This window comes from Microbacterium sp. 05T445, assembly GCF_056395865.1.
Genome location: NZ_JBFTKJ010000002.1, coordinates 1519906 through 1546412, shown reverse-complemented (window position 1 = coordinate 1546412; position 26507 = coordinate 1519906). Strand labels below are relative to the sequence as shown.

Genomic DNA, 26507 nt, shown 5'->3' with positions numbered 1-26507 from the left:
ACGAGGCATCCGCCGTACTAGGCTGTGACCCGTCCTACTCCCTACAACGGCGTGAGCCGTGATGAGGTGCATCCCGTGACTGCCGCAGCAGACTCCCAGCCCGAGACCGACGCCCCCGAGACGCCCGAGGCCGGCGAGAACGAGTCCTCCGCGAACGACGCGGCGGGCAACGCCGACACTACGGCTCCCGTCGAGGAGGCCCCCGCGGACGAGGCCCCCGCCGAGGAAGCCCCCGCGGACGAGAGCGTCGAGGTCGTCGAAGTCGACGCCGTGGAGATCGTCGAGGTGGCCGACGACGGTGACGTGGTCGCCGTCGAGGTCGTCGAGGTGGTCGTGGAGGCCCCCGCCGCCGAGCCGTGGGGCCGCGTCGACGACGACGGCACCGTGTCGGTCCGCGAGGCCGACGGCTGGCGAGTGGTCGGCCAGTACCCCGACGGATCGGCCGAGGAGGCGCTCGCGTACTTCGAGCGCAAGTACGCGGACCTCGCCGGCGAGGTGACGCTCCTGGAGGTGCGGCACCGCCGCGGCGGGGCATCCGCCTCCGACCTCCGATCCACCGCGCGGACCATCAACGGCAAGCTCGACGGCGCCGCCGCCGTGGGCGACCTCGCGAGCCTGGTTGCGCGCGTGGCCGCGCTGACGCAGACGCTCGCCGCCGAGTCCGAGACCGAGGCCGTCGCGGCGCGCGAAGCCGTCGAAGACGCGGTCAAGGCACGCACCGAGCTGGTCGAGAAGGCCGAGGCGCTTGCCGCCCGCGACCCCCGCACCGTGCAGTGGAAGCAGGCCACCGCCGACCTCAACGCGCTGTTCGAGCAGTGGCAGTCGCAGCAGCAGCACGGCCCCCGCCTGCCCAAGTCGACGGCGCAGCAGCTCTGGAAGCGATTCCGCGACGCACGCGCCACCGTCGACAAGCACCGGCGCGCGTTCTACGCCGAGCTCGACGAGGCGCACAAGGCCGTCCGCGACCGCAAGACGGCGCTGGTCGAGAAGGCCGAGGCTCTCTCGTCCAAGGGTGAGGACGGCATCCCGGCCTATCGCGAGCTGCTGGACGACTGGAAGACCGCGGGCCGTGCCGGCAAGAAGGTCGACGACGCGCTGTGGGCGCGGTTCAAGGCAGCCGGCGACGCGCTCTACGGCGCCCGCGTGGAGCGCGAAGCGGCGGATGCCGAGGCGTCCCGAGAGAAGATCGACCTGAAGCGTGCGCTGCTCGAAGAGGCGAAGGTCGTCCCCGACGAGCGCGACATCGCGAAGGCGCGCTCGATCCTGACCGGCATCCAGCGCCGCTGGGACGAGATCGGCCGCATCTTCCCGCGCGACACGGAGCGTTCCCTCGACGACGAGCTGCGTCGCATCGAGAACGGTCTGCGCGGGCGCGAGGACGCCGACTGGAAGCGCAACGACCCGGAGCAGAAGGCGCGTGCGAACGACATGACGCGCCAGCTGACGGACGCCATCGAGAAGCTCGAGGACGAACTCGCTGCGGCGAAGAAGACCGGCGACAAGAAGGCCATCGCGAACGCGACCGAGGCGCTCGAGGCGCGCCGGTCGTGGCTCAAGGCGCTGGGCGGCTGATCGCCCCACCGGGGTTGTCCACAGGCGTCGGCTGACGGCATCCGTCCGCCGACGCCGGTGCGGCACACTCCCGGTATGGCCTCGCCGTTCCTCTACTTCGTCGACGACCGCCTCTCGCGCGCCGAGCTGACGGCTGCCTGTCTCGACGGGCATCTCGTCGAGCTCGGCGACGCGTACATGCCGGCGGATGCGGTCGAGACCGCCGCGCTGCGCGCGGGCTCGCTGAGCCGCATCCTCGGCGACCGACTCGCCGCGACCCACCTGAGCGCGGCGTGGGTGCACGGCGGTCTCCCGATGCCGCCGGCGCGTCACACCGTGCAGCGCGCCGTCTCGCGGCGGCTCCACGTCGTCCCCGACCGGCAGCTCGTCTACCGCGACCTCGCCGTGCCCGCCGACGACCTGCAGTTGCTCGGGGGCGTACGGGTCACCACTGTCGAGCGCACGCTGGTCGATCTGTCACGCGCCGCGGGCGACGAGCACGCACGGGCGGCCCTGATGCTGGCACGGGTGGACCCGGATGCCGTCTCCCGCGCGATCTCGCGGCTCGAGGCGGGGGTGCTCCCCCACAAGCGCACGGCGCTCGTGCGCCTCGGGGCGATCCTCGCAGAGATTCAGGACGACGTGACGCGATAGACGTCGTAGACGGCGTCGATCCGCCGGACCGCGTTGAGGACACGGTCGAGGTGGACGATGTCGCCCATCTCGAACACGAAGCGACTGAGCGCCAAGCGGTCGTTGGTCGTCGAGACGGTCGCCGACAGGATGTTCACGTGGTGCTCGCTGAGCACGCGGGTGACGTCGCTGAGCAGCCCGGAGCGGTCGAGCGCCTCGACCTGGATCTGCACCAGGAACACGCTCTTGGTCGTGGGCGCCCATTCGACGTCGATGAGGCGCTCCGGGTCCTGCATGAGCGACTTCACGTTCGTGCAGTCGGCACGGTGCACCGAGACGCCGCTGCCGCGGGTGACGAAGCCGACGATCTGGTCCCCGGGGACCGGCGTGCAGCACTTGGCGAGCTTGACGAGGATGTCGGGGGCCCCGCGCACCAGGATCCCGGAGTCGCCGCCGCGCGGCGCACGGGCACGGCCGACGACGGGCAGGTCGATCGGGCCGGTCGCGGTGTCGTTGGCCGCGACGAGCGCCGTGACCTTCTCGATGACCGATTGCGTCGAGACGTGACCCTCGCCGACCGCCGCGTACAGGGCGGAGACGTCTTCGTAGCGCAGCTGGTGGGCGACCTCGGAGAACGAGTCCTGGCTCATCAGGCGCTGCAGCGGCAGGTTCTGCCGGCGCATCGCGCGGGCGATCGACTCCTTGCCCTGCTCGATCGCCTCCTCGCGGCGCTCCTTCGTGAACCAGCCGCGGATCTTGTTGCGGGCCCGGGTGCTCCGGACGAAGCCGAGCCAGTCCTGGCTGGGGCCGGCATCCGGGTTCTTCGAGGTGAACACCTCGACGACATCGCCGCTCTTGAGCTCGGACTCGAGCGGCACGAGGCGGCCGTTGACCTTCGCCCCCATGGTGCGGTGGCCGACCTCGGTGTGGACGGCATAGGCGAAGTCCACAGGGGTCGCACCGGCGGGAAGGCCGATCACCCGCCCCTTCGGGGTGAAGACGTAGACCTCTTTCGCGCCGATCTCGAACCGCAGCGAGTCGAGGAACTCGCCGGGGTCGGCCGTCTCGGCCTGCCAGTCGGAGATGTGGGCGAGCCAGGCCATGTCGGTGTCGAGCGACTTCGAGCCCGACTTGCCGCCGTTCATCTGCTCTTTGTACTTCCAGTGCGCCGCGACGCCGTACTCGGCCTGCTGATGCATCTCGTGCGTGCGGATCTGGATCTCGACGGTGCGTCCGCCCGGGCCGATGACCGTCGTGTGCAGCGACTGATAGAGGTTGAACTTGGGCGTCGCGATGTAGTCCTTGAAGCGCCCCGGCAGCGGTGTCCACCGCGCGTGGATGGCGCCGAGCACGGCGTAGCAGTCGCGGACGCTGCCCACGAGCACGCGGATGCCGATGAGGTCGTAGATGTCGTCGAACTCGCGACCTCGGACGACCATCTTCTGGTAGACGGAGTACAGCTGCTTCGGTCGGCCCATCACGCGGCCGCGGATGCGCAGTTCGCGCAGGTCGCTGTCGACGGCGTCGATCACGCTCTGCACGTACTGCTCGCGCTGCGGCGTCCGCTGCTTCACGAGGCTGTCGATCTCGGCGTACAGCTTGGGGTGCAGCACGGCGAACGAGAGGTCCTCGAGCTCGGACTTGATCGCCTGGATGCCGAGCCGGTGCGCGAGCGGCGCGTAGATCTCGAGCGTCTCGGTCGCCTTCTTGCGCGCCTTCTCCGGCGGGACGAACCCCCAGGTGCGCGCATTGTGGAGGCGGTCGGCGAGCTTGATGAGCAGCACGCGGATGTCGCGCGACATCGCGACGATCATCTTGCGGACCGTCTCGGCCTGGGCGCTCTCGCCGTACTTGACCTTGTCGAGCTTGGTCACGCCGTCCACGAGCATGGCGACCTCGTCGCCGAACTCCTGGGTGAGCATCTCCAGGGAGTACTCGGTGTCCTCGACCGTGTCATGCAGCAGGGCCGCTGCGATCGCGCGGGGGCCCAGGCCCAGATCCGCGAGGATCTGCGCGACGGCCAGCGGATGCGTGATGTACGGCTCGCCGCTCTGCCGCGCCTGTCCCGAGTGCGCCGTCTCGGCCACCGAGTACGCGCGCTCGACGATCGACAGGTCGCCCTTCGGATGGTGCGTGCGCACCGTCCGAAGCAGCTGTTCGACGTCGTCGCGGCGCGCCGAGCGCGAGAAGATCCGCGGAACGAGCCGGCGCAGGGACGAGGACTGGGCGGGAGGGACGGTCTCTGTCACTCGATCCCCTCCCCTCCGCCGGACCTCACAATCCTACGCCCGCGCGCTCGACCCTCAGGCCGGGGTGCCGGCCAGCGCCCGCGCCGCGATGACGCGCTGGTCGCGCGCCTTGATCGCCGGCTCGTTCTCGCGCAGCAGCGAGTACAGCGGCGACGCGACGAAAATCGTCGAGTACGCGGCCACGATCGTTCCCACGAAGATCGACAGCGACAGGTCGGTGAGCGTCTGCGCACCCACCCACACCAGGCCGATGAACAGGATCGCGCCGGTCGGGAGGATCGCCACGACCGTCGTGTTGATCGAGCGCACCAGCGTCTGGTTCACCGCGAGGTTCACCGACTCGCCGAATGTGCGCCCGGAGACCTCGCCGTCCTCGCTGGTGTTCTCCCTGATCTTGTCGAACACGACAGTGGTGTCGTACAGCGCGTAGGAGAGGATCGTCAGGAAGCCGATGACGGCTGCGGGCGAGATCTCGAACCCGAACAGCGAGTAGACGCCGATCGTGATGATGAGCACGTCCACGAGGCCGATGATCGCCGAGGTCGACATCTTCCAGGTACGGAAGTACAGCGCGAGGATGATGAAGGTCAGAGCGAGGAAGATCGCGAGTCCCCACAGCGACTGACGGGTCACGTCGGCACCCCAGCTGGGGCCGATGAACGCGTAGCTGACTTCGCTCTCGGGGACGGAGTACGCCTCGGCCAGCGCCGCGGAGATCTCGCGGCTCTGCGCGTCGGTCACCTGGTCGGTCTGCACGCGCACGGCGTTCTCGCCGATGGTGACGACCTTCGTGGTGGCGTCGGGCACGACCGAGTGCACTGCGTCACTCGCGAGGACCTGATCGATCGGCGCCTCGAGCCCGCTGACGGTGAACTGCGACCCGCCGGTGAACTCGATCGAGAACTGGATGGGGCGGAACAGCGGCACCAGCGCGGAACCGATGACGAGGATCGCGGCGATGAGGAACCACAGACGTCGGCGACCGACGAACGGGAACGAGGTCTTGCCGGTGTAGAGGTCGTTGCCGAGCTGGCTCATGGAGCGCATCAGTCGTCTCCCTCCTTGACGGTCGTGCCGGGTTTCGTGTTCTCGGCAGCCGCCAGTTCGGCCTGCTTGCGCTCGGCGATGGTCTGACGACGCGCCGCCTCACCGCGCGACTTGGCGTTGCGTCGCCCGGCGGCACCGGTGGCGAGCACCGGCTCGCGGAACTGCGCACGGCCGCGGTACACCGCGCCGAGGGCGGTCGGGTCGAGCCCGGAGAGCGGATGCCCCGACCCGAAGAACCTCGTGCGTGCGAGCAGCTGTAGCACCGGGTGGGTGAACAGGATGAAGATCAGGACGTCGATCGCCGTGGTGAGACCGAGCGTGAAGGCGAAGCCCTTCACGGTGGCGTCCGCGAGGATGTACAGCACCACGGCCGCCAGGATGTTGATCGACTTCGAGATGTAGATCGTGCGCTTGGCGCGTCCCCAGCCGTCCTCGACGGCCGCGGTGATCGACTTGCCGTCGCGCAGCTCGTCTCGGATTCGTTCGAAGTAGACGATGAACGAGTCCGCTGTGAAGCCGATCGTCACGATCAGGCCGGCGACGCCGGCCAGCGACAGGCGGAAGCCCATCCGCCAGGCCAGGATGCACAGCGTCAGGTACGTCAGCACCGCCATCACCGCGAGCGACGCGATGATGATGAATCCCAGCGCGCGGTAGACGATCAGCGAGTAGATCGCGACCAGCGCAAGGCCGATGAGGCCGGCGATGAGACCGATCTGCAGCTGCTGCGAACCGAGCGTCGCGGAGATCGAGTTCGAGCTCTCGACCGTGAAGCTCAGCGGGAGCGCGCCGTACTTGAGCTGGTCGGCGAGGACCTTCGCGGTCTCCTGCGTGAAGCTGCCGGTGATGCTCGGCTTGCCGTCGAGGATCACGCCGTTCATCGACGGCGCCGACAGCACGTAGCCGTCGAGCACGAACGCGAACTGGTTGAGCGGGGCCTGCGCGCCGTAGAGGCGCTGGCTGATCTCGCCGAAGGTCTTGGTGCCGTCGCCGTCGAACTGCAAGTTGACGGCCCACTGGCCGTTGTTCTGCTGGAGGCCGAACGTGGCGTCGTCGATCGACGAGCCGTCGAGCTCGACCGGGCCGAGGATGTACTTGACCGTGCCGTCGGCGTTGCAGGTGATCAGCGGCTCATCGGCCGGCGCGTTGGCCGGGTCGTTGGCCGGATCGGCGCAGTCGTACGCGAGGAACTGGGCCTGGAGTGCGGGCGTGATCCACGCCGTGTCGCTGCCGTTGGTCGGCGAGGCGGTCGGGGTCGCCTGCAGTGAGGGGTCGGGCGTCGGGTACGGCGTGGACTTGCCGTCCTCGCCGACGAACTCGGTGGCCGGGTCGCCGGCGTAGAGCACGGCGCGCAGCTGCAGCTGGGCGGATGCCTCGATGCGGTTGCGGGTCTCCTCATCGGCCTGTCCGGGGATCTGCACGACGATCTGGTTGCCGGACTGCGTGGTGACCTCGGCCTCACCGACGCCGGAGGCGTCGACGCGCTGCCGGATGATCGTGACGGCCTGCTGCATCTGCTCCGTCGACGGGTCGGCCCCGTTCTCGGTCTGCGCCTCCAGCACGATCTGCGTGCCGCCCTGGAGGTCGAGCGCGAGCGCCGGCGCCCACGAGCTCTGTCCGAAGACGTAGACGCCGAGGGCGTTGATGCCGAACAGCAGCGCGATGATGGCCAGCAGGCCGGTCAGCGCGCGCCACGCATGCCGGACGGGAGTGGATGTCGCCACGTCTTCGCTTTCTCGATGAGCCCGAACGGCCGAATGGTCGGGTGTCAGCCCTGAGACTTGGTTCCGGCGTCGGTGTCGGGGTCGTTCTTGTCCTTGTCAGCGGCGCTGATCTGGTCGTCGCTGATCGAGCTGATGTCGCCGTTGGCGACGCCCTCGGCGTACTCGGCGTGGCTCTCCTCGGCGGCGAGGAACTCGTCCTCGGTCACCGAGCCCACGGTGGGGTTCACGACGCGCAGGATCGCCTGGCTGTGGACCTTGATCTCGACGCCGGGGGCGAGTTCGACGACAGCCGGCTGGTCGAGGTTGTCGGGGTCGTACGAGATGATCGTGCCGTAGAGGCCGCCCTGCAGGAGCACCTCGGAGCCGGGCACCGTCTGACGCGCCTTCTCCTCCTGCTCCGCCTTCTGCTTCTGCATGCGACGACGCGAGCTCCAGAACATGAAGACGAGGAGCACGACCAGCAGGAGGATGAGACCGTACTGCTGGAGGAAGGAGGCGAAGTCCATGGAGCCGGAGCACCTTTCGGGTCAGGCGGGCGCCAGGGCGGCGCTGCCTTGCAGGAGGGGGGTGGGCGGAAGCCTCCAGCGATTATAGGTCATCGAATCGCAGCGCCGAGTCGACGGTGGGCACACCCAGGTGGGCGTACGCCTCCGGCATCGCGATGCGACCTCGCGGCGTGCGGCCCATGAAGCCGATCCGCACCAGATACGGCTCGACGACCGACTCGATGGTGTCGGCCTCCTCGCCCACCGCGACCGACAGCGTTCCGAGGCCGACGGGGCCGCCGCGGAACCGCCGCACCAGGGCGTCGAGGACGGCGCGGTCCAGCCGGTCGAGCCCGATCCGGTCGACGTCGTAGAGGTCGAGGGCGGCGTCGACCGCGGCGATGTCTGCGCCGGTGCGACCGTGGACGACCAGATAGTCGCGGACGCGGCGCAGTAGTCGGTTGGCGATGCGGGGCGTGCCGCGCGAGCGGCGCGCGATCTCGGCACGGGCGGCCGGCGGCAGCGTCACGCCCAGCATCGCCGCGGAGCGTTCGATCACCCGCTCCAGCTCTTCGGGCTCGTAGTACTCGAGGTGGGCCGTGAAGCCGAAGCGGTCGCGCAGCGGATTGGGCAGCAGGCCGGAGCGGGTCGTCGCGCCGACGAGCGTGAAGGGTGCCAGATCCAGCGGGATGCTCGTCGCGCCCGCACCCTTGCCCACCATGATGTCGATGCGGAAGTCCTCCATGGCGAGGTACAGCATCTCCTCGGCCGAGCGCGCCATGCGGTGCACCTCGTCGATGAACAGCACTTCGCCGGGCGTGAGGCTGGAAAGCAGCGCGGCGAGGTCGCCGGCGTGCTGGATGGCAGGACCGCTCGACAGACGCAGCGGGCGACCGCTCTCGTGCGCGACGATCATCGCGAGCGTCGTCTTGCCGAGGCCGGGCGGTCCGGAGAGCAGGATGTGATCGGCGGGGCGCTGCTGGATGCGGGCGGCGTCCAGCAGCAGCTGCATCTGGCCGCGCACCTTCTGCTGGCCGACGAACTCGGCGAGCGAGCCCGGGCGCAGCGCGCCTTCGATCGCGAGCTCGGTCTCGTCCACCGGTTCGCTCGCCTCGCGCACGTCAGCCACCGACCGGCTCCTTCCGCGCCGGGCCGAGCGCCGACAGCGTCAGCCGCAGCAGCGCGGGCACCGATGCACGGTCCGCATCGGACGCATCGGCGCCGATCATCTCCACGGCCTCCGCGGCGACGCGCTCGGACCAGCCGAGACCGACCAGAGCCTGCACCACCTGTGCGGGGATCGCCGGGCTGGGTGCGGCATCCGCTCCCCCGGCGCCGGCGGGGCGCGTCACGGCGATCTTGCCCGCGAGCTGCACCACGATGAGCTTGGCCGTCTTAGGGCCGATGCCGGACACCCGGCGGAAGGGGGCGTCGTCGTCGGCCGAGACCGCGTCGGCGATCTGCGGCACGGTGAGGGTGGCCAGGACGCCCAGGGCGGACTTCGGCCCGACGCCGGTGACTCCGAGCAGCTGGCCGAACACGACGAGCTCTTCGCGGGACTCGAAGCCGAACAGCGAGAGCGCGTCCTCGCGGACGATGAGCGACGTGTGCAGCAGGACGGCGTCGCCGAGGTGCGTGGAACGGGCCACCTGCGGGGTCACCGCGACATGGAGTCCGACTCCCCCGACTTCGACGACGACGGCATCAGCATCGACGTGCACCGCGGTGCCGCGGACTGAGGAGATCATGCGTCGAGCCTACGGCGCGGTTCGGACGTTTGTTCGAGCGACACGCGCCCCGCGCCCGCCGTCATCGACGGGTGAGGCGCTCGGCTTCCGCCCACGCGCGCTGCGCAGGGGTGAGAGGCGTGGCGGATGCCGTGGCCGACGGCGCGCCGCGCCAGGCGTGGCAGAGCGCCAGGGCGAGGGCATCGGCCGCGTCAGCGGGCTTGGGCAGCTCGTCGAGCCGCAGCACGCGCGCGACCATGGTCTGCACCTGCCGCTTGTCGGCGTTGCCGTATCCGGTGATGGCCGCCTTCACCTCGGAGGGCGTATGGGTGGCCGCCGCCAGACCGCGCTCGCCCGCGAGGAGCAGCGCGATGCCGCTGGCCTGGGCGGTGCCCATCACCGTCGAGCGGTTCTGCTGCGCGAACACGCGCTCCACGGCGACGACGTCCGGCTCGTGTTCGTCGAGCACGGCGCGCAGACCGGCCGCGATGATCGCGAGTCGCTCCTGGATCGGCGCGTGCGGATCGGAGCGCACCACGCCCACGTGAACCAGGGTCGCCGAGCGGTCGGGAGCCACGTCGACGACGCCCACGCCGCAGCGGGTGAGGCCCGGATCGACGCCGAGCACGCGCAGACGGCCGCGGGAGGATGTCACTCCCCCACGTTAGGCGAGGACGACGGATGCCCCGCCCAGGCGCGCCTGGACGGGGCATCCGTCAGCGCGTGCCTGATCGGGGGCGACGCGCCGGAGGACAGCGGAGGGCGGCGTGGATGCCGCCGTCCGGATCAGTCCTCGTCGTTCTCGAGCTCGGCCTGCACCTCGGCGGTGAGGTCGAAGTTGCTGTAGACGTTCTGCACGTCGTCGCTGTCTTCGAGCGCGTCGATGAGCCGGAAGACCTTGCGAGCCGTGTCGGCGTCGACCTCGACCTTGAGGTTCGGGACGAACTCGACGTCGGCCGACTCGTACTCGATGCCGGCGTCCTGCAGGGCCGTGCGCACGGTGACGAGGTCGGTCGCCTCGGTGATGACCTCGAACCCCTGGGCGTGCGGCTCGACCTCTTCGGCGCCCGCCTCGAGCACGGCGAGCATGACGTCGTCCTCGCTGGTGCCCTCGCCGCCGACGACGATGACGCCCTTGCGGGTGAAGTTGTACGCGACGCTTCCCGGGTCGGCGAGCGTGCCGCCGTTGCGGGTCAGCGCGGTGCGCACCTCGGCCGCGGCGCGGTTCTTGTTGTCGGTCAGACACTCGATCATGAGGGCGACGCCGTTCGGCCCGTACCCCTCGTACATGATCGACGAGTACTCGACCGACTCGCCGCCGATGCCGGCGCCGCGCTTGATCGCGCGGTCGATGTTGTCCTTCGGGACCGACGTCTTCTTCGCCTTGAGCACGGCATCGAACAGCGTCGGGTTGCCCTGCAGGTCGGGGCCGCCGAGCTTGGCGGCCACTTCGATGTTCTTGATGAGCTTGGCCCACGACTTGGCACGGCGGCTGTCGATGACCGCCTTCTTGTGCTTGGTCGTTGCCCACTTGGAATGCCCGGACATGGTCCTCCTGAATCACGCTCGTGGGCGGTTCGCGTCAGCCTGCACCATGCGGCGCGGCGCCCGCCCGACGGAACATTCTATTCCCCGCCGACGTGCGGGTTCGCGAGGACGGTCTGGACGTCGCCGCCGGGGGTGCTTCGGGGCCGCCCGCTACAGGGCGAACTCGAAGCCGAAGCGGGACGACAGCAGCGCGACGAGGTCGCGCGGCACCTTGGTCAGATACGCGGGTGCCGGCGCCAGGGTCTCGGCGGATCCGATGAACGGGAAGTACACCGGTCCGTCGGTGAGCTGCTCCACACGATCGCGCACCGTCACGATCTCGTCGCCGACCCGACGGAGGTTCGGGAGCGTGATCGGCGCAGCCAGTCGCAGCGTGTCGCTGATCGGCATCCGCCAGTGCGGCAGGGCGTCGCCGCGGCGATCGCGCTGCTCCTCGCCCAAGGGGCCGAGCACGCGACCCCACGCCGCGATGCCCGGCACCGGCAGGGTGCGGTCCCAGACGAAGAGCGTGTCGCCGGGCTCGGTGAATCCGACGAGCTCGTGAGACCACTCGAAGCGGCGATCATCCTGCGCCTTAGGCGCCGACAGCGCGTCGCCGACCACTCCGCGCGACGGGGCGATCATCCAGTAGCGCTCCTCCGGATGCTCCCGCCACCAGTCGTTGATCGTCATGCGTGAGAATCTACCCCCGCCGCACCGACGCGCCCGATCACCGCCGGCGCTCGCGAACCATGTCGAGGAAGAGCTCGTGGAAACGGTGCTCGCCGGTCACCTCCGGGTGGAAGGACGTGCCCAGCAGCGCACCCTGGCGCACGGCCACGATCCGCCCGTCGGCGAGGGTGCCCAGGCGCTCGACGCCCTCACCGGCGTGCTCGACGAGCGGCGCCCGGATGAACACGGCATGCACGGGCGGCGCCCCGAGCGTCGGGATGTCGAGGTCCACCTCGAACGAGTCGACCTGGCTTCCGAAGGCGTTGCGCCTGACGGTCACGTCGAGTCCGCCGAAGGTCTGCTGGCCCTCGATGCCGTCGGTGATGCGGTCGGCGAGGAGGATGAGTCCGGCGCACGTCCCGTAGACGGGCATGCCCGCGGCGATCGCGTCCCGGACCGGCTCACGCATGCCGAACGCCCGCGAGAGCTTGTCGATGACGCTCGATTCGCCGCCGGGGATCACGAGCCCGTCGACGACGGCGAGCTCCTCGGGCCGGCGCACCAGGGTGACGCCGGCGCCGAGGTCCGTGAGCACGCGGGCGTGCTCACGGACGTCGCCCTGCAGAGCGAGGACGCCGATCCGCGGAGCCGCCGTGGTCACCAGCCGCGCTCGGCGAGCCGGTGCGGTGCGGGCAGGTCGGCGACGTTGATGCCGACCATCGCCTCGCCGAGGCCGCGCGAGACGTCCGCGATCACCTTGGGGTCGTCGTAGAAGGTCGTCGCCTTGACGATGGCGGCGGCACGCTGCACGGGGTTGCCCGACTTGAAGATGCCCGAGCCGACGAACACGCCGTCGGCGCCCATCTGCATCATCATCGCCGCGTCCGCCGGAGTGGCGACGCCGCCCGCGACGAACAGCACCACCGGGAGCTTTCCCGTCTCGGCGATCTCGGCGACCAGGTCATAGGGCGCCTGCAGCTCCTTCGCGGCCACGTACAGCTCGTCCTTGGACATCGAACGCAGCACGTTGATCTCGCTGGTGATCTTGCGGATGTGCTTGGTGGCCTCCGACACGTCGCCGGTGCCTGCCTCCCCCTTCGAGCGGATCATGGCGGCACCCTCGTTGATGCGACGCAGCGCCTCGCCCAGATTGGTGGCGCCGCAGACGAACGGGACGGTGAAGTTCCACTTGTCGATGTGGTTGACGTAGTCGGCGGGCGAGAGTACCTCGGACTCGTCGATGTAGTCGACGCCGAGTTCCTGCAGCACCTGCGCCTCGACGAAGTGGCCGATGCGGGCCTTCGCCATGACCGGGATCGAGACGGCCTCGATGATGCCGTCGATCATGTCGGGGTCGCTCATGCGCGAGACGCCCCCCTGCGCGCGGATGTCGGCGGGCACGCGCTCGAGGGCCATCACGGCCACGGCGCCGGCGTCCTCGGCGATCTTCGCCTGGTCGGGCGTGACGACGTCCATGATGACGCCGCCCTTGAGCATCTCGGCGAGGCCGCGCTTGACGCGGTCGGTTCCCGTGTCGGCAGTGGTCACGAGGGTTCCCTTCGTCGGGTCGCGCGCGTAGGCGCGACGAGTGAGGACAATGGTGGGTATTGGCCTAGGCCAAAAGATAGCATGTACTGCACCGTAGACTCAGCGGTCCCGGGGCATCCGGCAAGCGACGACGACGGAGAGGGACGGTGGCATGGAGCTGGACATCGGCGGCCGCTCGGCATCCGACATCGCGGAGAGCGTCCGCGCTCTGATCGAGCGGGGTGGTCTGCGCCCGGGCGACGCCCTCCCGCCGGTGCGTGTGCTGGCCGACGGCCTCGGCGTCAACCGCAACACCGTCGTCGCCGCATACCGCCAGCTCACGCAGGCGGGCGTCGTCGTCACGCGCGGCCGCGGCGGCACGCGTGTGGCAGACCTGGCACCTGTCGCGCAGGAAGGCTTCGCGCTGGACAGCGTCCTCCGCGACGTCGGAACCGGAAACCCCGATCCGGACCTCATCCCCGACCCCTCGCTCGCGCTGGCGAGCGTGACCGGCCGCCCGGTGCTGTACGGCGAGCCGGTCATCGACCCGGGGCTCGAGACCTGGGCGCGCGCCTGGATGAGCGAGGGCCTCCCCACGGCGGCCGAACTGCGCCTCACGGTCACCAGTGGGGCCGCGGATGCCGTGGAGCGCCTGCTCGCACAGGCGCTCACGCGCGACGACGCCGTCGCCCTCGAAGACCCCTGCTTCCTCACGAGCATCCACACCGTCCGCATCGGCGGCTATCGGCCGGTCCCCGTGCCGGTCGACGAGGAGGGCATGACCGTCGACGGGCTGCGCGCGGCGCTCGAGCAGGGCGTGCGTGCGGTCGTCCACACCCCGCGCGCCCAGAACCCCACGGGGGCGAGCCTGTCGGAGCGCCGTGCCGAGCAGCTGCGCGCGGTGCTGAAGGAGCACCCGTACGTCCTCGTGATCGAGGACGACCACTTCTCGCTGCTCTCGCGGCAGCCGTTCCACTCGCTGATCTCGCCCGATCACCGCCGCTGGGCGCTGGTGCGCTCGGTGTCGAAGTTCCTCGGCCCCGATATGTGCCTGGCCGTGACGGCATCCGATCCCGAGACGGCTGATCGCCTCGCCATGCGCCTGACCCCCGGCACCACCTGGGTGAGCCACCTGCTGCAGCGGCTGACGCATGCACTCGTGACGGATGCCGCCGTCATGACCGCGATCGAACGTGCCGGCCTGCACTATGCGGCGCGCAACGAGGCATTCATCGCGCTGCTGGCCGCGAACGGCGTGCTCGCCGAGGCAGGTGACGGGCTGAACCTCTGGATCCCCCTTCCGGTGCCCGCGCGCGCGGTCTCGGAGCAGCTGATGAGACGCGGCTGGCTCGCGCGTCCGGGCGATGAGTTCGTCCTCGGCGACGGCAGCCCGTCCCATCGGCTCCGGCTCACCGTGCACGACCTCGACGACGTCGATGCCGAGCGGCTCGCCGCGGACGTGGCCGCCGCTGTTCGGGCGGCGGGTGGCCGGCTCGCCACGCGGGAAGTGGCATGATCGAGCGGTGAAGATCCTCTCGATCCAGTCCGCGGTCGCGTACGGCCACGTGGGCAACTCCGCAGCCGTCTTCCCGCTCCAGCGCATCGGCGTCGAGGTCATGCCGGTGTACACGGTGAACTTCTCCAACCACACCGGTTACGGCGCCTGGCGCGGTCCGATGATCAGCCCCGACGACGTGCGCGAGGTGATCCTGGGCATCGAGGAGCGCGGCGCGTTCCCGCAGATCGACGTCATCCTCTCCGGGTACCAGGGCGGCGAGGGCATCGCCGACGTGATCCTCGAGACCGTGGCGCGGGTGAAGCAGGCCAACCCGGCCGCCGTGTACGCGTGCGACCCCGTGATGGGCAACGCCAAGTCCGGATGCTTCGTGGCGCCGGCGATCCCGGTGCTGCTGCGCGAGCGCGTGGTTCCGGCTGCCGACATCATCACGCCGAACCAGTTCGAGCTCGGATTCCTGACCGGGACCGAGCCCGCCGATCTGGAGTCCACGCTCGCCTCGGCCGATCTCGCCCGTGCCATGGGGCCGAGCACCGTGCTCGTCACCAGCGTCGAGCGCCCGGACCGCCCCGAGGGGACGATCGAGATGCTCGCCGTCACCGAAGAGGGCGCCTGGATCGTGCAGACGCCGCACATCCCGATGAAGGCCAACGGCTCGGGTGACGTCACCGCGGCGCTGTTCACCGCCCATTTCCGCCGTACCGGCGATGCGGCCGATGCGCTCGCGCGCACCACGTCGAGCGTCTACGACCTCCTCGAGCGCACCCACGCGTCGGGCGAGCGCGAGCTGCAGCTCGTCGAGGCGCAGGAGGCCTACGCCCACCCGCGCCTGCAGTTCGCCGTCCAGCAGGTGCGCTGACCAAGCGAACGCCGATGGCGCACGCGCGAGCGGATGCCGCGGGCCTCGGCCCGCGGCATCCGCTCGCTGTCAGTCGTTCCAGGCGTCGAACACGGCCCGGCGCACGTCGCCGAGCAGCTGCGGCAGCGCCTTGGTCTTGGCGATGATCGGGAAGAAGTTCGCGTCGGAGGACCACCGCGGCACGATGTGCTGATGCAGGTGCTCGTCGACGCCGGCGCCGGCCACGTGGCCCTGGTTCATGCCGATGTTGAAACCGTCGCAGCGCGAGACCTCGCGCAGCACCCGCATGCCCTGCTGCGTCAGCAGTCCGATCTCGGCGACCTCCTCGTCGGTCGCCTCGTCGTACGTCGCGATGTGGCGGTAGGGGCACACCAGCAGGTGCCCGGAGTTGTAGGGGAAGAGGTTCAGCAGCGCGTAGGCCGTGCGTCCGCGGAAGACGATGAGGCCGTCCTCGTCGGACTTGCGGGGAGCCTCGCAAAACGGGCACTCCTTGCGCAGGACCTCGGGGCCGGCCTGGATGTAGGCCATGCGGTGCGGCGTCCACAGGCGCTGGAACTCGTCGGGGACGCCCGGAAGCGTCGCCGCGTCGACGAGCGCCGAGTCGGCGGCATCCGCTTCCGGCGCCGCCGACCCGACCTCGTCGGAGCTCACGCGAAGTCCTCCGCGTTGTTCACCAGCGCGTGCGAGTCGATCGCTTCGCGCACGCGGCGGATCGCGTCGGCGATCGGCACGCCGTTCTCCTGCGAGCCGTCGCGGAAGCGGAACGACACGGTGCCGGCCGCTTGATCCTGCGCGCCCGCGATGAGCTGCAGCGGCACCTTCTGCGTGGTGTGCGTGCGGATCTTCTTCTGCATGCGGTCGTCGGAGTGGTCGAGTTCGGCGCGGACGCCCTCGGCCTTGAGCTGGTCGATGACCTCGCCCAGGTAGTCGGCGAAGTCCTCGGCGACGGGGATGCCGACCACCTGCACCGGAGACAGCCACACCGGGAACGCACCGGCGTAGTGCTCGAGCAGGATCGCGAAGAACCGCTCGATCGACCCGAACAGCGCGCGGTGGATCATGATCGGCCGCTTCTTCTGGCCGTCGCGATCGGTGTACTCCAGCTCGAACCGCTCGGGCAGGTTCGGGTCGACCTGCACGGTCGACAACTGCCACGTGCGGCCGATGGCATCACGGGTCTTGAGGTCGATCTTCGGCCCGTAGAACGCCGCCTCGCCGGGCACCTCGGTGAGCTTCAGACCGCTGGCGACCGCCACGTTGCGCAGCGCGTTCGTCGAGTAGTCCCAGAACTCGTCCGAGCCGATCCACTTGTCCTTCTCGTCGTCGCGCATCGACAGCTCGAGCTCGAAGTCGTCCAGGCCGAAATCGCGCAGCATCGAGATGACGAACTCGAGCACGCGAGTCGTCTCCGCCTCGAGCTGGTCGGGGGTGACGAACAGGTGCGAGTCGTCCTGCGTGAAGCCGCGCACGCGGGTGAGGCCGTGGAGCGCGCCGGAGAGCTCGTTGCGGTACACCGTGCCGTTCTCCGCGAGACGCATCGGCAGATCGCGGTAGCTGCGCGCACGCTCCTTGTAGATCAGGATGTGCATCGGGCAGTTCATCGGCTTCAGGTAGTAGTCCTGGCCGTGCTTGACGATCTCGCCGTGCTCGTCGCGCTCCTCGTCCATCACGATGGGCGGGAACATGCCCTCCTTGTACGTGACGAGGTGGTTCGAGGTGAGGAACAGGTCCTCCTTCGAGATGTGAGGCGTGTACACGTAGGTGTAACCGCCCGCGATGTGACGGCGGCGGGCGTGCTGCTCCATCTCGCCGCGCACGATGCCGCCGCGCGGGTGCCAGACCGACAGGCCCGAGCCGATCTCGTCGGGGAACGAGAACAGGTCGAGCTCCTTGCCGAGCTTGCGGTGGTCGCGCTTGGCGGCCTCTTCGAGGCGCGTCTGGTAGGCGCGCAGCTCGTCCTTGGTGGGCCAGGCGGTGCCGTAGATCCGCTGCAGCTGAGGGTTCTTCTCACTCCCCCGCCAGTACGCACCGGCGATGCGCTGCAGGGCCCAGCCGTTGCCGATCATGCGGGTGTTCGGCAGGTGCGGGCCGCGGCAGAGGTCTTTCCAGACCGTCTGTCCGTCGCGGTCGACGTTGTCGTAGATCGTCAGCTCGCCGGCGCCGACCTCGACCGAGGCGCCCTCCACCTTCGAAACGGTTCCCGAGTTCGCCGAAGGACCGCCCTTCAGGCCGATGAGCTCGAGCTTGAACGGCTCGTCGACGAGCTCGGCACGCGCCTCCTCGTCGGTGACGACACGTCGGACGAAGCGCTGGCCCTCGCGGATGATGCGCTGCATCTCCTTGTCGATGGCCTTGATGTCCTCGGGGGTGAAGGGATGCTCCACCCCGAAGTCGTAGTAGAAGCCGTCGGTGATCGGCGGACCGATGCCGAGGTTGGCCTGCGGGTTGATGCGCTGCACGGCCTGCGCGAGCACGTGCGCGGTCGAATGGCGCAGGATCGCGAGGCCGTCGGGGCTGTCGATGGTCACCGGCTCGACGGCATCCGTCTCGGTCACCACCGTCGCGAGGTCTTTCAGTTCGCCGTTCACCCTCAGCGCGACCACAGAACGGTCGGGGAACAGGGCGAAGCCGTCAGCGGGATAGGACACAGCGTCAGTCACGGAAACTCTCCTGGGAATGGCTCGGATCAAGGCTACTCAGCTTCGGGCGCACGACGCGCCCCGCCCGCTCAGGCGCCGAGCGTTCGCGTGTCGGTCTGCAGTGCCGAGATGGCGGTCGACCGGACGAGTTCCATCCCCCGAGTCTAGCGAGTGCCCGAATCCGGCTGGTCACCCAGATGCTTGAGGGCTTCGCGCCGGCTCAGCGGGCTGAGGTCGTGCGTCGCCACGTACGTTCGCACCCAGTCGGGCGCGACGCGCGCGTACTCCCGCAGCGCCCACCCGATCGCCTTGCGGATGAAGAACTCCGCGTCGCCGATGTTGGGTGCGATCGTGTCTGAGAGCACGTGCGCATCGAGTCGGATGCCGCGCCCCAGCTGCGACAGGATCGCGATGCGCCGGATCCACATGTCGTCGTCGCGCGCCCATGCCCGCACGAGCACGGCCGTCTCGGCGGGCCGCGCGTCATGCAGCTCGGCGAGACGGTGGGCGAGCTCGTCGGTGTAGTCCCACCACCGTCCCGTGCGCACCATGTGCGCGATGAGCGGGACGAGATCCTGATCGCCGCGGAGAGCACGCGCCGACAGCAGCGCCATCGCGGCATAGCGCTCCTCCCGATACTCCGCGGCGTCCCACAGCTCGAGTCCGGCCGATCGCAGCGCCGCGGCATCCGTCGTCTGGCGGGCGGCCTGCTTCGCGATCCTCCGCGCCTGCGGAACCCGCACGCCCAGGAACGGCATCGCGGACTTCATGTACGCCTGCTGGCCCGGAGCGAGCTGGGGGTCGGCCGCCGCGCGCAACTCGGCACGGATGTCGTCGACGAGGGTCACGCGCTCAGGCTACCGACGCGCCATCGCGCCTGCGGATGCGGTATTGCCACGCGCGAGGGTGCGCTTCGCCCATTCCTCGACCCGCGCGGCGACGGCGTCGGGCGCCAGTCCGTCGGTCTCGATGATGTCGGCGTGCCAACGAGGATCGCCGGCCTCCCACGTCGCCCAGCGGTCCCACCGCATCGGCACGTTGCTGTCGACGCGGATGACCTCGGGCATGTGGGTCGGATCGAGCGTGTGACGGTGGAACCACTCGCCGAACCGCACGTGGTGGATGAGGCTCTCCTCCGGCTCGCCGCGAGCGGTCAGCCGGGCGCTACGCACGTCCGGGGAGCAGGCGAGCATGCACGCGGCGATGCCGTCGAGCCGGTCGGCCGACGGCGCGGCCAGGAGCTCCCCCAGCGGCACCTGACCGCAGAGCAGAAGATGGCGGCCCTGCTGCTGGGAGTGCAGCGCGCGAACGACCCACTGCTCGATCGCGCCGTGCCGCCACGCGGTGTCGGCGTCCGCGGGCACGCCGATCGAATCGAACTCCGCGCACTCGACGGGCTGATCCCAGTCCACTCGCTCGAGGCGTGAAAGGACCGTCGACTTTCCCGCCCCGCTGGCGCCGGTCAGAAGCAACAGCATCGGTGGGCCTCGACGACGTCGGTGAAGGAGCTCATCGCGTCAGCCTGACAGGGCACCCCGGAAAGCACAAAACCCCCGGATAACCGGGGGTTTGAAGTAGTGCGCGATACTGGGATCGAACCAGTGACCTCTTCCGTGTCAGGGAAGCGCGCTACCGCTGCGCCAATCGCGCCTAAAGAGGCTGTTAAGTTGTCGGCGAGGTGGCGACGGGATTCGAACCCGTGTAAACGGCTTTGCAGGCCGGTGCCTAGCCGCTCGGCCACGCCACCGCGTGTGGTTTGACCCCACGTGCCGTGATCCCTGGAGGGGATCCCTGCACTCGAGCGGATGACGAGACTCGAACTCGCGACCCTCACCTTGGCAAGGTGATGCGCTACCAACTGCGCTACATCCGCATTTCGTTCCCTTCGCTTTCGCTCCGGGCACTTGAATGACTTTAGCCGATCCTCCGCCGCATGCAAAACCAGGTGCACCCCGCGCGTGTCACACCGATGTGGTTCGAGGCATGCTCCGGCATCCGGTACTATCGTTACTCGTCCCCCTCGGGGAACGGGCGATTGGCGCAGTTGGTAGCGCGCTTCCTTCACACGGAAGAGGTCATCAGTTCGAGTCTGGTATCGCCCACCACCAGAAAGGCCCGGTCAGCCGGGCCTTTCGCGTTTCCGGGCGCGGTTCGGCGTGCGCGATGGGCACGGGTGCCCCGTTCGAGGCTTCGTTTGGCTGCGCGCGAAGGGGGCCCCGCTGTGAGCGCGCACATGTGGTGCGCGTACGGTCTGAGGATGACGAGCCATCCCCGCACCGAGCAGACACCCGACGAGCAGCGAGCGGCCCGCGACAAACGGTGGGCAAGGGTGAAGAGCATGCATTGGCACGCGTCCGCCCGGACCGCGACGACCCGATCGGGTGCGGACGACGAGGACCGAGGACGCGGCACCAAACCGACGCACATTCCCTCGCGCGCACCTCAGGAGGAGACAGCCTGAGGTCGGCCGTCACCCCACGGTGCGGCTCTCGGATCCGTCGCGCCCGGGACCGCGGGTTCCGCTTGCGCGTCGTCAGATCCCGGTGACAGCCTGCAGCTCGCCGAGCATGCCGAACACGGCGTCGTCCATCTCGACTTGGGCCATGACGATGCAGATCGTGCCGTCCGGATCCACGAAGAAGTCCGTCGCGAGGCCTCCCGACCACCCGAACCTGCCGCGGTGGTCGCCGCTCGTCACGACGGAGACGCCGTAGCCCCAGCCGGTGCCCTCCCAGAACCCGGGGAAGAAGCTGTCTTCGGCCTTCGCGGCGGGAGGGATCTGATCGCGGCGCAGCTCGTCCACCAGCGCACGCTCGATTAGGCGGCCGTCCCACATGGCCCGTAGGAAGGCCCGGAAGTCGGCGACAGTGGAGACGAGCTCTGAGTGGCTGACGTCGAATGGCGCGGGGGCGACGAAGAAGCCGCGGCCGGCCGGTTCGGTCTGAACGAATCCGTCCGACGTGCGCCGGAACGCCGCGACGAGCCGGTGCTCCTCGCCGGATCGGACCGTGAATCCGGTGTCCGTCATCCCCGCCGGCTCGAACACGGTAGCTCGCAGCACCTCCTCGGTCGTGCGATCACCGACCCTGCCGAGCAGGATGCCCAGGACGCCGAACGAGTGATGGTACCGCCACCCCTCCCCCGGCTCGAACGCGAGCGGCAGCGCGGCCAGCGCTTCGAGCCAGTCCTGTGCGCCGAGCGACACCGGCTCCGCCCCGGCTTCCATCCCGGTGGCGATCATCGCCGCTCTCAGCGGGGAGTCGGTCGTCATCATCCCGTAGCCCGACGTGTTCGTGAGCAGGTGGCGCACCGTGATCGGTCGACGGGCCGGTCGCGCGTCCGCCAGGGGCGCGTCGGGGTGCGGCAGGACCCGCGGCGCACTCAGCTCGGGCAGCCAGGTCGCGACCGGATCATCCAGCGCGAGGATGCCGTCCTGCACGAGTCGCAGCGTCGCCGCGGCCGTGACCGCCTTCGTCATCGACTGAACGCGGAAGACGGCGTCCGGTCGGATGGCGGCGCCGCCCGGTGCGTCATGACCGACGGCGATCGGTGCCTCATCCCCGAAGACCCCCACCGCTCCGGGGATCGTCCTCGCCGCGACGTGGCGAGTGAGGAGAGCATGCAGGGTCTCGGACACGCGGGTACCTTCCGTCTGCGGGCGGGTGCGTTCAGCCTAGAGCGGCCCGCCGACCTCCCAGCCGTAGCGGCGGGTCAGTTCGGCGGCCACGCGCGTGAAGCGCTCGAGGTCGAGAGCGGCCGCCTCTCGGCGCATCCCGTCACGGTGCACGACGTAGAACTGGTCGACGTCGACCCACGACGGTCGCCCCTGCGAGTCCCACGGGCCCGCCCCGATCGGCAGGAAGTCGCGCTGGCCGTCATGCGCCTTGCTGGTGAGCTTGACCGCGTACACGGTGTCGGCGTCGCGGCGGGCGATGACGAGCACCGGACGGTCCTTGCCGCGCCCGTCGCGCTCCGCGTACGGCACCCAGGTCCACACCACCTCCCCCGCGTCGGGGTCGGCGTCGTGGTCCGGCCCGTACGTAATCCGCAGCGCGGCCTTCGGCGGTGCGGCGACCTCGACGGTCGCCGTCGGCCCGAAGCGCCCGGGAACATCCTCGCCGGAGGTCTCCGCCATGCGCGCGGGGGCCGGCGAGGACCGCGAAGGACGCAGAAGAGCGAGGAGGGACGAGAGGATGCCGCGGGCCACGGGATCACGATATCCGCCGGGGCGCGGCATCCGTCGCCTTGTGCACGCCGAAGGGGCGTCGCGGTGGGGGGAACCGCGACGCCCCTTCGGGGCACTGCCGTGCGGGTCAGGCGCGGGCGCCCTCGAGCACGTAGCCCTCTTCACCGTGGACGACGGTGTCGATGCCGGCGACCTCGTCCTCGTTCTTGACGCGGAATCCGATCGTCTTCTCGATCGCGAAGCCGATGCCGTAGGCGAGCACGAACGAGTAGACCAGCACCGACACCGCGGCGATCGCCTGCACCATCAGCTGCGTGAACTCGCCGCTGTAGATGAGGCCCGTGTTGTTGGCGAAGAAGCCGAGGTACAGCGTGCCCAGGAGGCCGCCGACGAGGTGGATCCCGACGACGTCGAGCGAGTCGTCGAAGCCCCACTTGTACTTGAGCTCGATCGCCAGGGCGCAGACGGCGCCGGCGAGCAGGCCGAGCACGATGGCCCAGATCGGGGTCAGCGCGGCGCACGCGGGCGTGATCGCGACGAGGCCGGCGACGGCGCCCGAGGCCGCACCCACCGAGGTGGGCTTGCCGTCCTTGATCTTCTCGACCACGAGCCACGCCAGCAGTGCAGCGGCGGGGGCGGCGATCGTGTTCACGAATGCGACCGCGGCGGTGCCGTCGGCGGCGAGTTCCGACCCGGCGTTGAAGCCGAACCAGCCGAACCACAGCAGACCGGCGCCCAGCAGGACGAACGGCGGGTTGTGCGGCACGTGCACGCCCTTCTGGAAGCCGAGGCGCTTGCCGAGCACGAGGGCCAGGGCCAGGGCCGCGGCGCCGGCGTTGATGTGCACCGCGGTGCCGCCGGCGAAGTCGATCGCGCCGACGCCGAAGGCCTGCTGCATGCCGTACGTGATCCAGCCGCCGTACGCGAAGCTGCCGTCATCGGCCAGGCCGAAGTTGAAGACCCAGCTCGCCACCGGGAAGTAGACGATCGTCGCCCACACGGCGGCGAAGATCATCCACGAGCCGAACTTGGCGCGGTCGGCGATCGCGCCCGACACCAGCGCGACGGTGATGATGGCGAACGTCGCCTGGAAGGCCACGAACGCCAGCGGCGGGTAGGCCGCGCCGTCGGGGACCTCGAGCAGGCTCTCCAGGCCGATCGCCGACCAGTCGATCGACCACGGCGGCACGAGGCCGTCGGAGCCCGGGAACGCGATCGCGTAGCCGTACACGACCCAGAGGACGCCGATGAGGCCCATGGCCCCGAAGCTCAGCATCATCATGCTGATGACGCTCTTGGCCTTCACGAGGCCGCCGTAGAAGAACGCGAGTCCTGGAGTCATCAGCAGGACGAGTGCTGCCGCTATCAGGATGAATGCGGTGTTGCCTTGATCCATCGCGAAGAGAACCTCTCTGCAGGGACGCGGGTATAGCGTCGGGTCCCTTCAGTGTCGCGACGGTCCGTTTCGGCAGCCGGACAACCCGTGTTTCTCTTCCGTTACACGGGGTGCCCGCACGTAAACATCGTGTTTCGGCGCGCCGAAGACGCGCCGCGAATCAGGCGAGAGTCGACGCCACGAGGCGCGAGATCGCGCGCAGGTACTTCTTGCGATACCCGCCCGCGAGCATCTCCTCGGGGAAGACGAGATCCAGTGACGTCCCCGTGGCGCGGATCGGCAGCTGCGCGTCGTAGACGCGGTCGATGAAGGCGACGAACCGCAGCGCGGCGGACTGGTCGGTGAACGGGGCGACGTCCCGCAGTCCCACGAGCGAGAGGTCCTCGATCAGGCGGATGTACCGCGACGGGTGCACGTGCGCGAGGTGGGCGACGAGCGCGTCGAACGTGTCGTCCGACGCGAGACCGGTGGTGGCGGCATCCGCGATCGCCTGCTCGTAGTGCGCGACGTCGAGCACCTCCGCGTGGCCGTCGACGGCGCGATGGCGGAAGTCGGTGCCGTCGATGCGGATCGTCTGGAAGCTCGAGGCCATCGCGTGGATCTCACGGAGGAAGTCCTGCGCGGCGAAACGACCCTCGCCGAGCGCGTTGGGAGGAGTGTTGGATGTCGCCGCCAGCCTCGTCCCCGAAGCCACAAGTTCCGCGAGCAGACGCGTCATCACCATCGTGTCGCCGGGGTCGTCCAGCTCGAACTCGTCGATGCAGAGGAGGTCGGAGCCGCGGAAGAGTTCCACCGTGTTCTGGTAGCCGAGCGCGCCCACGAGCGCCGTGTACTCGATGAACGACCCGAAGTACTTCCGGCGCGCGGGCATCGCGTGGTAGACGGACGCGAGGAGGTGCGTCTTGCCGACGCCGAAGCCGCCGTCGAGATAGACGCCGGGCTTGAGCTCCGGACGCTTCGCGCGACGGAACAGTCCCCCCTTCGCGGGGGCGGACGCACCGGAGAACGCCTGCAGCAGGTCCTTCGCCTCCTGCTGCGACGGGAATGCCGGGTCGGCGCGGTACGAGTCGAACGTCGCGTCGGCGAACTGGGGCGGCGGGACCAGGGCAGCGACCATCTCGGCGCCGGCGAGCTGCGGAGTGCGCTCCGCGAGGTGGACGACACCGGTGCGGGTGGCGGAGACGGTCATGCGGATCCTGTCGGAGTCTTGCGGGAATGCCTGTGACGGTGTCTTACGGCGGGGCTGTGCTCGCACGCCCGGGAATCTAGGGTCGAAGGCGACTGTTCAACCCTAACCGTCACCCGTGCGCCCCGACCGCTCCGGCGTAACACCGCTCGCCGAGCATCCCGCCCGAATCCAGGAGAAGCCATGACCGTCGAGACCGACACCTCGTCCGCGAAGTTCGCCGAGTACGCCGAGCCCGGCCGTCTCGTCACGGGCGACTGGTTGGAGGCCCGCCTGGGCCAGCCCGGGCTCGTCGTCGTGGAGTCCGACGAGGACGTGCTGCTCTACGAGACCGGCCACATCCCCGGCGCGGTGAAGGTCGACTGGCACACCGAGCTCAACGATCCCGTCGTGCGCGACTACGTCGACGGCGAGGGCTTCGCCGCGCTGCTGGGACGCAAGGGCATCTCGCGGGACGACACGGTCGTGATCTACGGCGACAAGAGCAACTGGTGGGCCGCCTACGCCCTGTGGGTGTTCTCGCTGTTCGGCCACCAGGACGTTCGTCTGCTCGACGGCGGCCGCGACAAGTGGATCGCCGAGGGACGCCCGATCACGACGGATGCCTCCCGGCCGACGCCGACCGAGTATCCGGTGGTGGAGCGCGACGACACCCTGCTGCGGGCCTACAAGGACGACGTGCTCGCGCACCTCGGCCGCGGCCCGCTGATCGACGTGCGCTCGCCCGAGGAGTACGACGGATCCCGCACCTCCGCCCCGGCGTACCCCGAGGAGGGGGCGCTGCGCGGCGGCCACATCCCCACCGCCCGCAGCGTGCCGTGGGCGCGGGCCGTCGCAGAAGACGGCGGGTTCAAGACGCGCGCCGAGCTCGACGCGATCTACCGCGGCGAGCTCGGGCTCAAGGACGACGACGCGATCGTCGCCTATTGCCGGATCGGCGAGCGGTCGAGCCACACGTGGTTCGTGCTCGCGCACCTGCTGGGCTTCCCCGACGTCCGCAACTACGACGGATCCTGGACCGAGTGGGGCAGCGCGGTGCGCGTGCCGATCGTCACGGGCGCCGAGCCGGGTGCGGCGCCCGGCGCCTGACCCTGCGATCGCGGCGGGCCGCGGCATCCCTTCGCGTGGGAGAATCGAAGGGATGACCCACGCCGCATTGCCCGAGCGCCTCGCCGAGATCCGCGACGAGTTCCTCGAGCTGCCCGAGCCCGATCGGCTGCAGCTGCTGCTCGAGTACTCCTACGAACTGCCCCCGATACCCGCCGAGTACGAGGGGCACCCCGAGCTGTACGAGCGCGTGGTCGAGTGCCAGTCACCGGTGTTCATCGTCGTCGACGTCGACGGAGACGACGTCGTCGCGATGCACGCGACCGCGCCGGCCGAGGCTCCCACGACGCGCGGCTTCGCGAGCATCCTCGCGCAGGGGCTGACGGGCCTCAGCGCGACCGAGGTGCTCGCCGTCCCCGGCGACTTCCCGCAGACGCTGGGTCTCACCCGCGTGGTCTCGCCGCTGCGCATCTCGGGCATGACGGGAATGCTCCTGCGCGCGCAGCGACAGGTGCGCACCAAGACCGCCGCCTGAT

The 26507-nt window shown here is 69.8% G+C and carries 25 protein-coding genes and 4 tRNA genes; 7 read left to right on the top strand and 22 right to left on the bottom strand.

Features of this window, described 5'->3' with window-relative positions; all coding sequences use genetic code 11:
* Positions 1 to 75: 75 nt before the first annotated feature.
* Positions 76 to 1572, top strand: a complete 1497-nt coding sequence (locus AC1DDU_RS16830; RefSeq protein ID WP_477436082.1) for a DUF349 domain-containing protein — start codon at positions 76 to 78, stop codon at positions 1570 to 1572.
* A gap of 75 nt (positions 1573 to 1647) precedes the next feature.
* Positions 1648 to 2205, top strand: a complete 558-nt coding sequence (locus tag AC1DDU_RS16825; RefSeq protein ID WP_477436080.1) for a hypothetical protein — start codon at positions 1648 to 1650, stop codon at positions 2203 to 2205.
* Here AC1DDU_RS16825 and AC1DDU_RS16820 read toward each other — a convergent pair.
* The 11 genes from AC1DDU_RS16820 to pdxS all read right to left on the bottom strand — a co-directional run bounded on the left by AC1DDU_RS16820 (position 2184) and on the right by pdxS (position 13163).
* Positions 2184 to 4433, bottom strand: coding sequence for a RelA/SpoT family protein (locus AC1DDU_RS16820; protein WP_477436079.1), 2250 nt, complete (start codon positions 4431 to 4433; stop codon positions 2184 to 2186). The two genes, AC1DDU_RS16825 and AC1DDU_RS16820, sit on opposite strands and share 22 nt — an antisense overlap.
* A 54-nt stretch (positions 4434 to 4487) precedes the next feature.
* Positions 4488 to 5480 (bottom strand): protein translocase subunit SecF, encoded by a 993-nt coding sequence (gene secF / locus AC1DDU_RS16815; protein WP_477436077.1) that lies wholly within the window; start codon positions 5478 to 5480, stop codon positions 4488 to 4490.
* Positions 5480 to 7204, bottom strand: a complete 1725-nt coding sequence (gene secD, locus AC1DDU_RS16810; protein WP_477436075.1) for a protein translocase subunit SecD — start codon at positions 7202 to 7204, stop codon at positions 5480 to 5482. The genes secF and secD overlap by 1 nt, the downstream gene beginning before the upstream one ends.
* Positions 7205 to 7248: 44 nt before the next feature.
* Positions 7249 to 7710: a preprotein translocase subunit YajC gene (locus tag AC1DDU_RS16805; protein ID WP_477436074.1), complete on the bottom strand. Its 462-nt coding sequence runs from the start codon at positions 7708 to 7710 to the stop codon at positions 7249 to 7251.
* An 82-nt stretch (positions 7711 to 7792) separates the two neighbouring features.
* Complete coding sequence (gene ruvB / locus AC1DDU_RS16800; RefSeq protein ID WP_477436072.1) at positions 7793 to 8818, bottom strand: Holliday junction branch migration DNA helicase RuvB; 1026 nt, start codon at positions 8816 to 8818, stop codon at positions 7793 to 7795.
* The gene (ruvA, locus tag AC1DDU_RS16795) at positions 8811 to 9437 is read right to left on the bottom strand and encodes a Holliday junction branch migration protein RuvA (RefSeq protein ID WP_477436071.1); all 627 of its coding nucleotides are present in this window, start codon (positions 9435 to 9437) and stop codon (positions 8811 to 8813) included. The genes ruvB and ruvA overlap by 8 nt, the downstream gene beginning before the upstream one ends.
* 61 nt (positions 9438 to 9498) lie before the next feature.
* Positions 9499 to 10071 carry a crossover junction endodeoxyribonuclease RuvC gene (gene ruvC, locus AC1DDU_RS16790; RefSeq protein ID WP_477436069.1) on the bottom strand — a complete coding sequence of 191 codons (573 nt, stop codon included), beginning with the start codon at positions 10069 to 10071 and terminating at the stop codon, positions 9499 to 9501.
* A gap of 131 nt (positions 10072 to 10202) precedes the next feature.
* The gene (locus tag AC1DDU_RS16785) at positions 10203 to 10964 is read right to left on the bottom strand and encodes a YebC/PmpR family DNA-binding transcriptional regulator (RefSeq protein WP_477436067.1); all 762 of its coding nucleotides are present in this window, start codon (positions 10962 to 10964) and stop codon (positions 10203 to 10205) included.
* A gap of 150 nt (positions 10965 to 11114) precedes the next feature.
* Positions 11115 to 11636: a hypothetical protein gene (locus AC1DDU_RS16780; RefSeq protein WP_477436065.1), complete on the bottom strand. Its 522-nt coding sequence runs from the start codon at positions 11634 to 11636 to the stop codon at positions 11115 to 11117.
* A 37-nt stretch (positions 11637 to 11673) separates the two neighbouring features.
* Positions 11674 to 12279: a pyridoxal 5'-phosphate synthase glutaminase subunit PdxT gene (gene pdxT, locus AC1DDU_RS16775; RefSeq protein ID WP_477436871.1), complete on the bottom strand. Its 606-nt coding sequence runs from the start codon at positions 12277 to 12279 to the stop codon at positions 11674 to 11676.
* The gene (gene pdxS / locus AC1DDU_RS16770; protein ID WP_477436063.1) at positions 12273 to 13163 is read right to left on the bottom strand and encodes a pyridoxal 5'-phosphate synthase lyase subunit PdxS; all 891 of its coding nucleotides are present in this window, start codon (positions 13161 to 13163) and stop codon (positions 12273 to 12275) included. The genes pdxT and pdxS overlap by 7 nt, the downstream gene beginning before the upstream one ends.
* A gap of 151 nt (positions 13164 to 13314) precedes the next feature.
* On the opposite strand from pdxS, the gene AC1DDU_RS16765 reads away from it, so the two are divergent.
* A complete protein-coding gene (locus AC1DDU_RS16765) occupies positions 13315 to 14658 on the top strand; it encodes an aminotransferase class I/II-fold pyridoxal phosphate-dependent enzyme (protein ID WP_477436061.1) in 1344 nt (447 codons plus the stop codon).
* Between the two features lie 7 nt (positions 14659 to 14665).
* The gene (gene pdxY / locus AC1DDU_RS16760) at positions 14666 to 15517 is read left to right on the top strand and encodes a pyridoxal kinase PdxY (protein WP_477436059.1); all 852 of its coding nucleotides are present in this window, start codon (positions 14666 to 14668) and stop codon (positions 15515 to 15517) included.
* 69 nt (positions 15518 to 15586) lie between these two features.
* On the opposite strand, the gene AC1DDU_RS16755 is transcribed toward pdxY, so the two are convergent.
* The 7 genes from AC1DDU_RS16755 to AC1DDU_RS16725 form a co-directional block, all read right to left on the bottom strand.
* A complete protein-coding gene (locus AC1DDU_RS16755) occupies positions 15587 to 16168 on the bottom strand; it encodes an HIT family protein (protein ID WP_477436057.1) in 582 nt (193 codons plus the stop codon).
* Positions 16165 to 18177: a threonine--tRNA ligase gene (thrS, locus tag AC1DDU_RS16750; RefSeq protein ID WP_477436055.1), complete on the bottom strand. Its 2013-nt coding sequence runs from the start codon at positions 18175 to 18177 to the stop codon at positions 16165 to 16167. The genes AC1DDU_RS16755 and thrS overlap by 4 nt, the downstream gene beginning before the upstream one ends.
* 143 nt (positions 18178 to 18320) lie before the next feature.
* Positions 18321 to 19004, bottom strand: a complete 684-nt coding sequence (locus AC1DDU_RS16745; protein WP_477436053.1) for a DNA alkylation repair protein — start codon at positions 19002 to 19004, stop codon at positions 18321 to 18323.
* A gap of 9 nt (positions 19005 to 19013) precedes the next feature.
* Positions 19014 to 19634, bottom strand: a complete 621-nt coding sequence (locus AC1DDU_RS16740; RefSeq protein WP_477436051.1) for a DEAD/DEAH box helicase family protein — start codon at positions 19632 to 19634, stop codon at positions 19014 to 19016.
* A 100-nt stretch (positions 19635 to 19734) separates the two neighbouring features.
* Positions 19735 to 19806: transfer RNA gene (locus AC1DDU_RS16735), tRNA-Val, on the bottom strand.
* A 26-nt stretch (positions 19807 to 19832) separates the two neighbouring features.
* A tRNA-Cys gene (locus AC1DDU_RS16730) sits at positions 19833 to 19903 on the bottom strand.
* A gap of 53 nt (positions 19904 to 19956) precedes the next feature.
* Positions 19957 to 20029: transfer RNA gene (locus AC1DDU_RS16725), tRNA-Gly, on the bottom strand.
* A 156-nt stretch (positions 20030 to 20185) separates the two neighbouring features.
* Here AC1DDU_RS16725 and AC1DDU_RS16720 point away from each other — a divergent pair.
* Positions 20186 to 20261 (top strand) — tRNA-Val (locus tag AC1DDU_RS16720).
* A gap of 428 nt (positions 20262 to 20689) precedes the next feature.
* Here the strand turns inward: AC1DDU_RS16720 and AC1DDU_RS16715 are convergent.
* The 4 genes from AC1DDU_RS16715 to zapE form a co-directional block, all read right to left on the bottom strand.
* Complete coding sequence (locus AC1DDU_RS16715) at positions 20690 to 21793, bottom strand: serine hydrolase domain-containing protein (protein WP_477436049.1); 1104 nt, start codon at positions 21791 to 21793, stop codon at positions 20690 to 20692.
* Between the two features lie 36 nt (positions 21794 to 21829).
* Positions 21830 to 22363, bottom strand: a complete 534-nt coding sequence (locus AC1DDU_RS16710; protein ID WP_477436047.1) for a type II toxin-antitoxin system PemK/MazF family toxin — start codon at positions 22361 to 22363, stop codon at positions 21830 to 21832.
* Between the two features lie 106 nt (positions 22364 to 22469).
* Entirely contained in the window at positions 22470 to 23738 is a 1269-nt protein-coding gene (locus AC1DDU_RS16705; protein WP_477436045.1) for an ammonium transporter, read from the bottom strand.
* Positions 23739 to 23898: 160 nt separating this feature from the next.
* Positions 23899 to 24927 (bottom strand): cell division protein ZapE, encoded by a 1029-nt coding sequence (zapE, locus tag AC1DDU_RS16700; protein ID WP_477436043.1) that lies wholly within the window; start codon positions 24925 to 24927, stop codon positions 23899 to 23901.
* 180 nt (positions 24928 to 25107) lie between these two features.
* Between zapE and AC1DDU_RS16695 the strand changes: the two genes are divergently transcribed.
* Entirely contained in the window at positions 25108 to 26013 is a 906-nt protein-coding gene (locus tag AC1DDU_RS16695; protein WP_477436041.1) for a sulfurtransferase, read from the top strand.
* Positions 26014 to 26065: 52 nt separating this feature from the next.
* On the top strand, positions 26066 to 26506 hold the full coding sequence (locus AC1DDU_RS16690; RefSeq protein WP_477436039.1) for a SufE family protein: 441 nt from the start codon (positions 26066 to 26068) through the stop codon (positions 26504 to 26506).
* The last annotated feature ends 1 nt before the right edge of the window (position 26507 follow it).

Bases quoted from the DNA above. Each gene is read 5' to 3' on its own strand.
- AC1DDU_RS16825 (WP_477436080.1), top strand. From the start codon at position 1,648: ATGGCCTCGCCGTTCCTCTACTTCGTCGACGACCGCCTCTCGCGCGCC.
- secF (WP_477436077.1), bottom strand. From the start codon at position 5,480: ATGCGCTCCATGAGCCAGCTCGGCAACGACCTCTACACCGGCAAGACC.
- AC1DDU_RS16805 (WP_477436074.1), bottom strand. From the start codon at position 7,710: ATGGACTTCGCCTCCTTCCTCCAGCAGTACGGTCTCATCCTCCTGCTG.
- ruvA (WP_477436071.1), bottom strand. From the start codon at position 9,437: ATGATCTCCTCAGTCCGCGGCACCGCGGTGCACGTCGATGCTGATGCC.
- AC1DDU_RS16785 (WP_477436067.1), bottom strand. From the start codon at position 10,964: ATGTCCGGGCATTCCAAGTGGGCAACGACCAAGCACAAGAAGGCGGTC.
- AC1DDU_RS16780 (WP_477436065.1), bottom strand. From the start codon at position 11,636: ATGACGATCAACGACTGGTGGCGGGAGCATCCGGAGGAGCGCTACTGG.
- AC1DDU_RS16765 (WP_477436061.1), top strand. From the start codon at position 13,315: ATGGAGCTGGACATCGGCGGCCGCTCGGCATCCGACATCGCGGAGAGC.
- AC1DDU_RS16740 (WP_477436051.1), bottom strand. From the start codon at position 19,634: ATGCTGTTGCTTCTGACCGGCGCCAGCGGGGCGGGAAAGTCGACGGTC.
- AC1DDU_RS16705 (WP_477436045.1), bottom strand. From the start codon at position 23,738: ATGGATCAAGGCAACACCGCATTCATCCTGATAGCGGCAGCACTCGTC.
- zapE (WP_477436043.1), bottom strand. From the start codon at position 24,927: ATGACCGTCTCCGCCACCCGCACCGGTGTCGTCCACCTCGCGGAGCGC.
- AC1DDU_RS16695 (WP_477436041.1), top strand. From the start codon at position 25,108: ATGACCGTCGAGACCGACACCTCGTCCGCGAAGTTCGCCGAGTACGCC.
- AC1DDU_RS16690 (WP_477436039.1), top strand. From the start codon at position 26,066: ATGACCCACGCCGCATTGCCCGAGCGCCTCGCCGAGATCCGCGACGAG.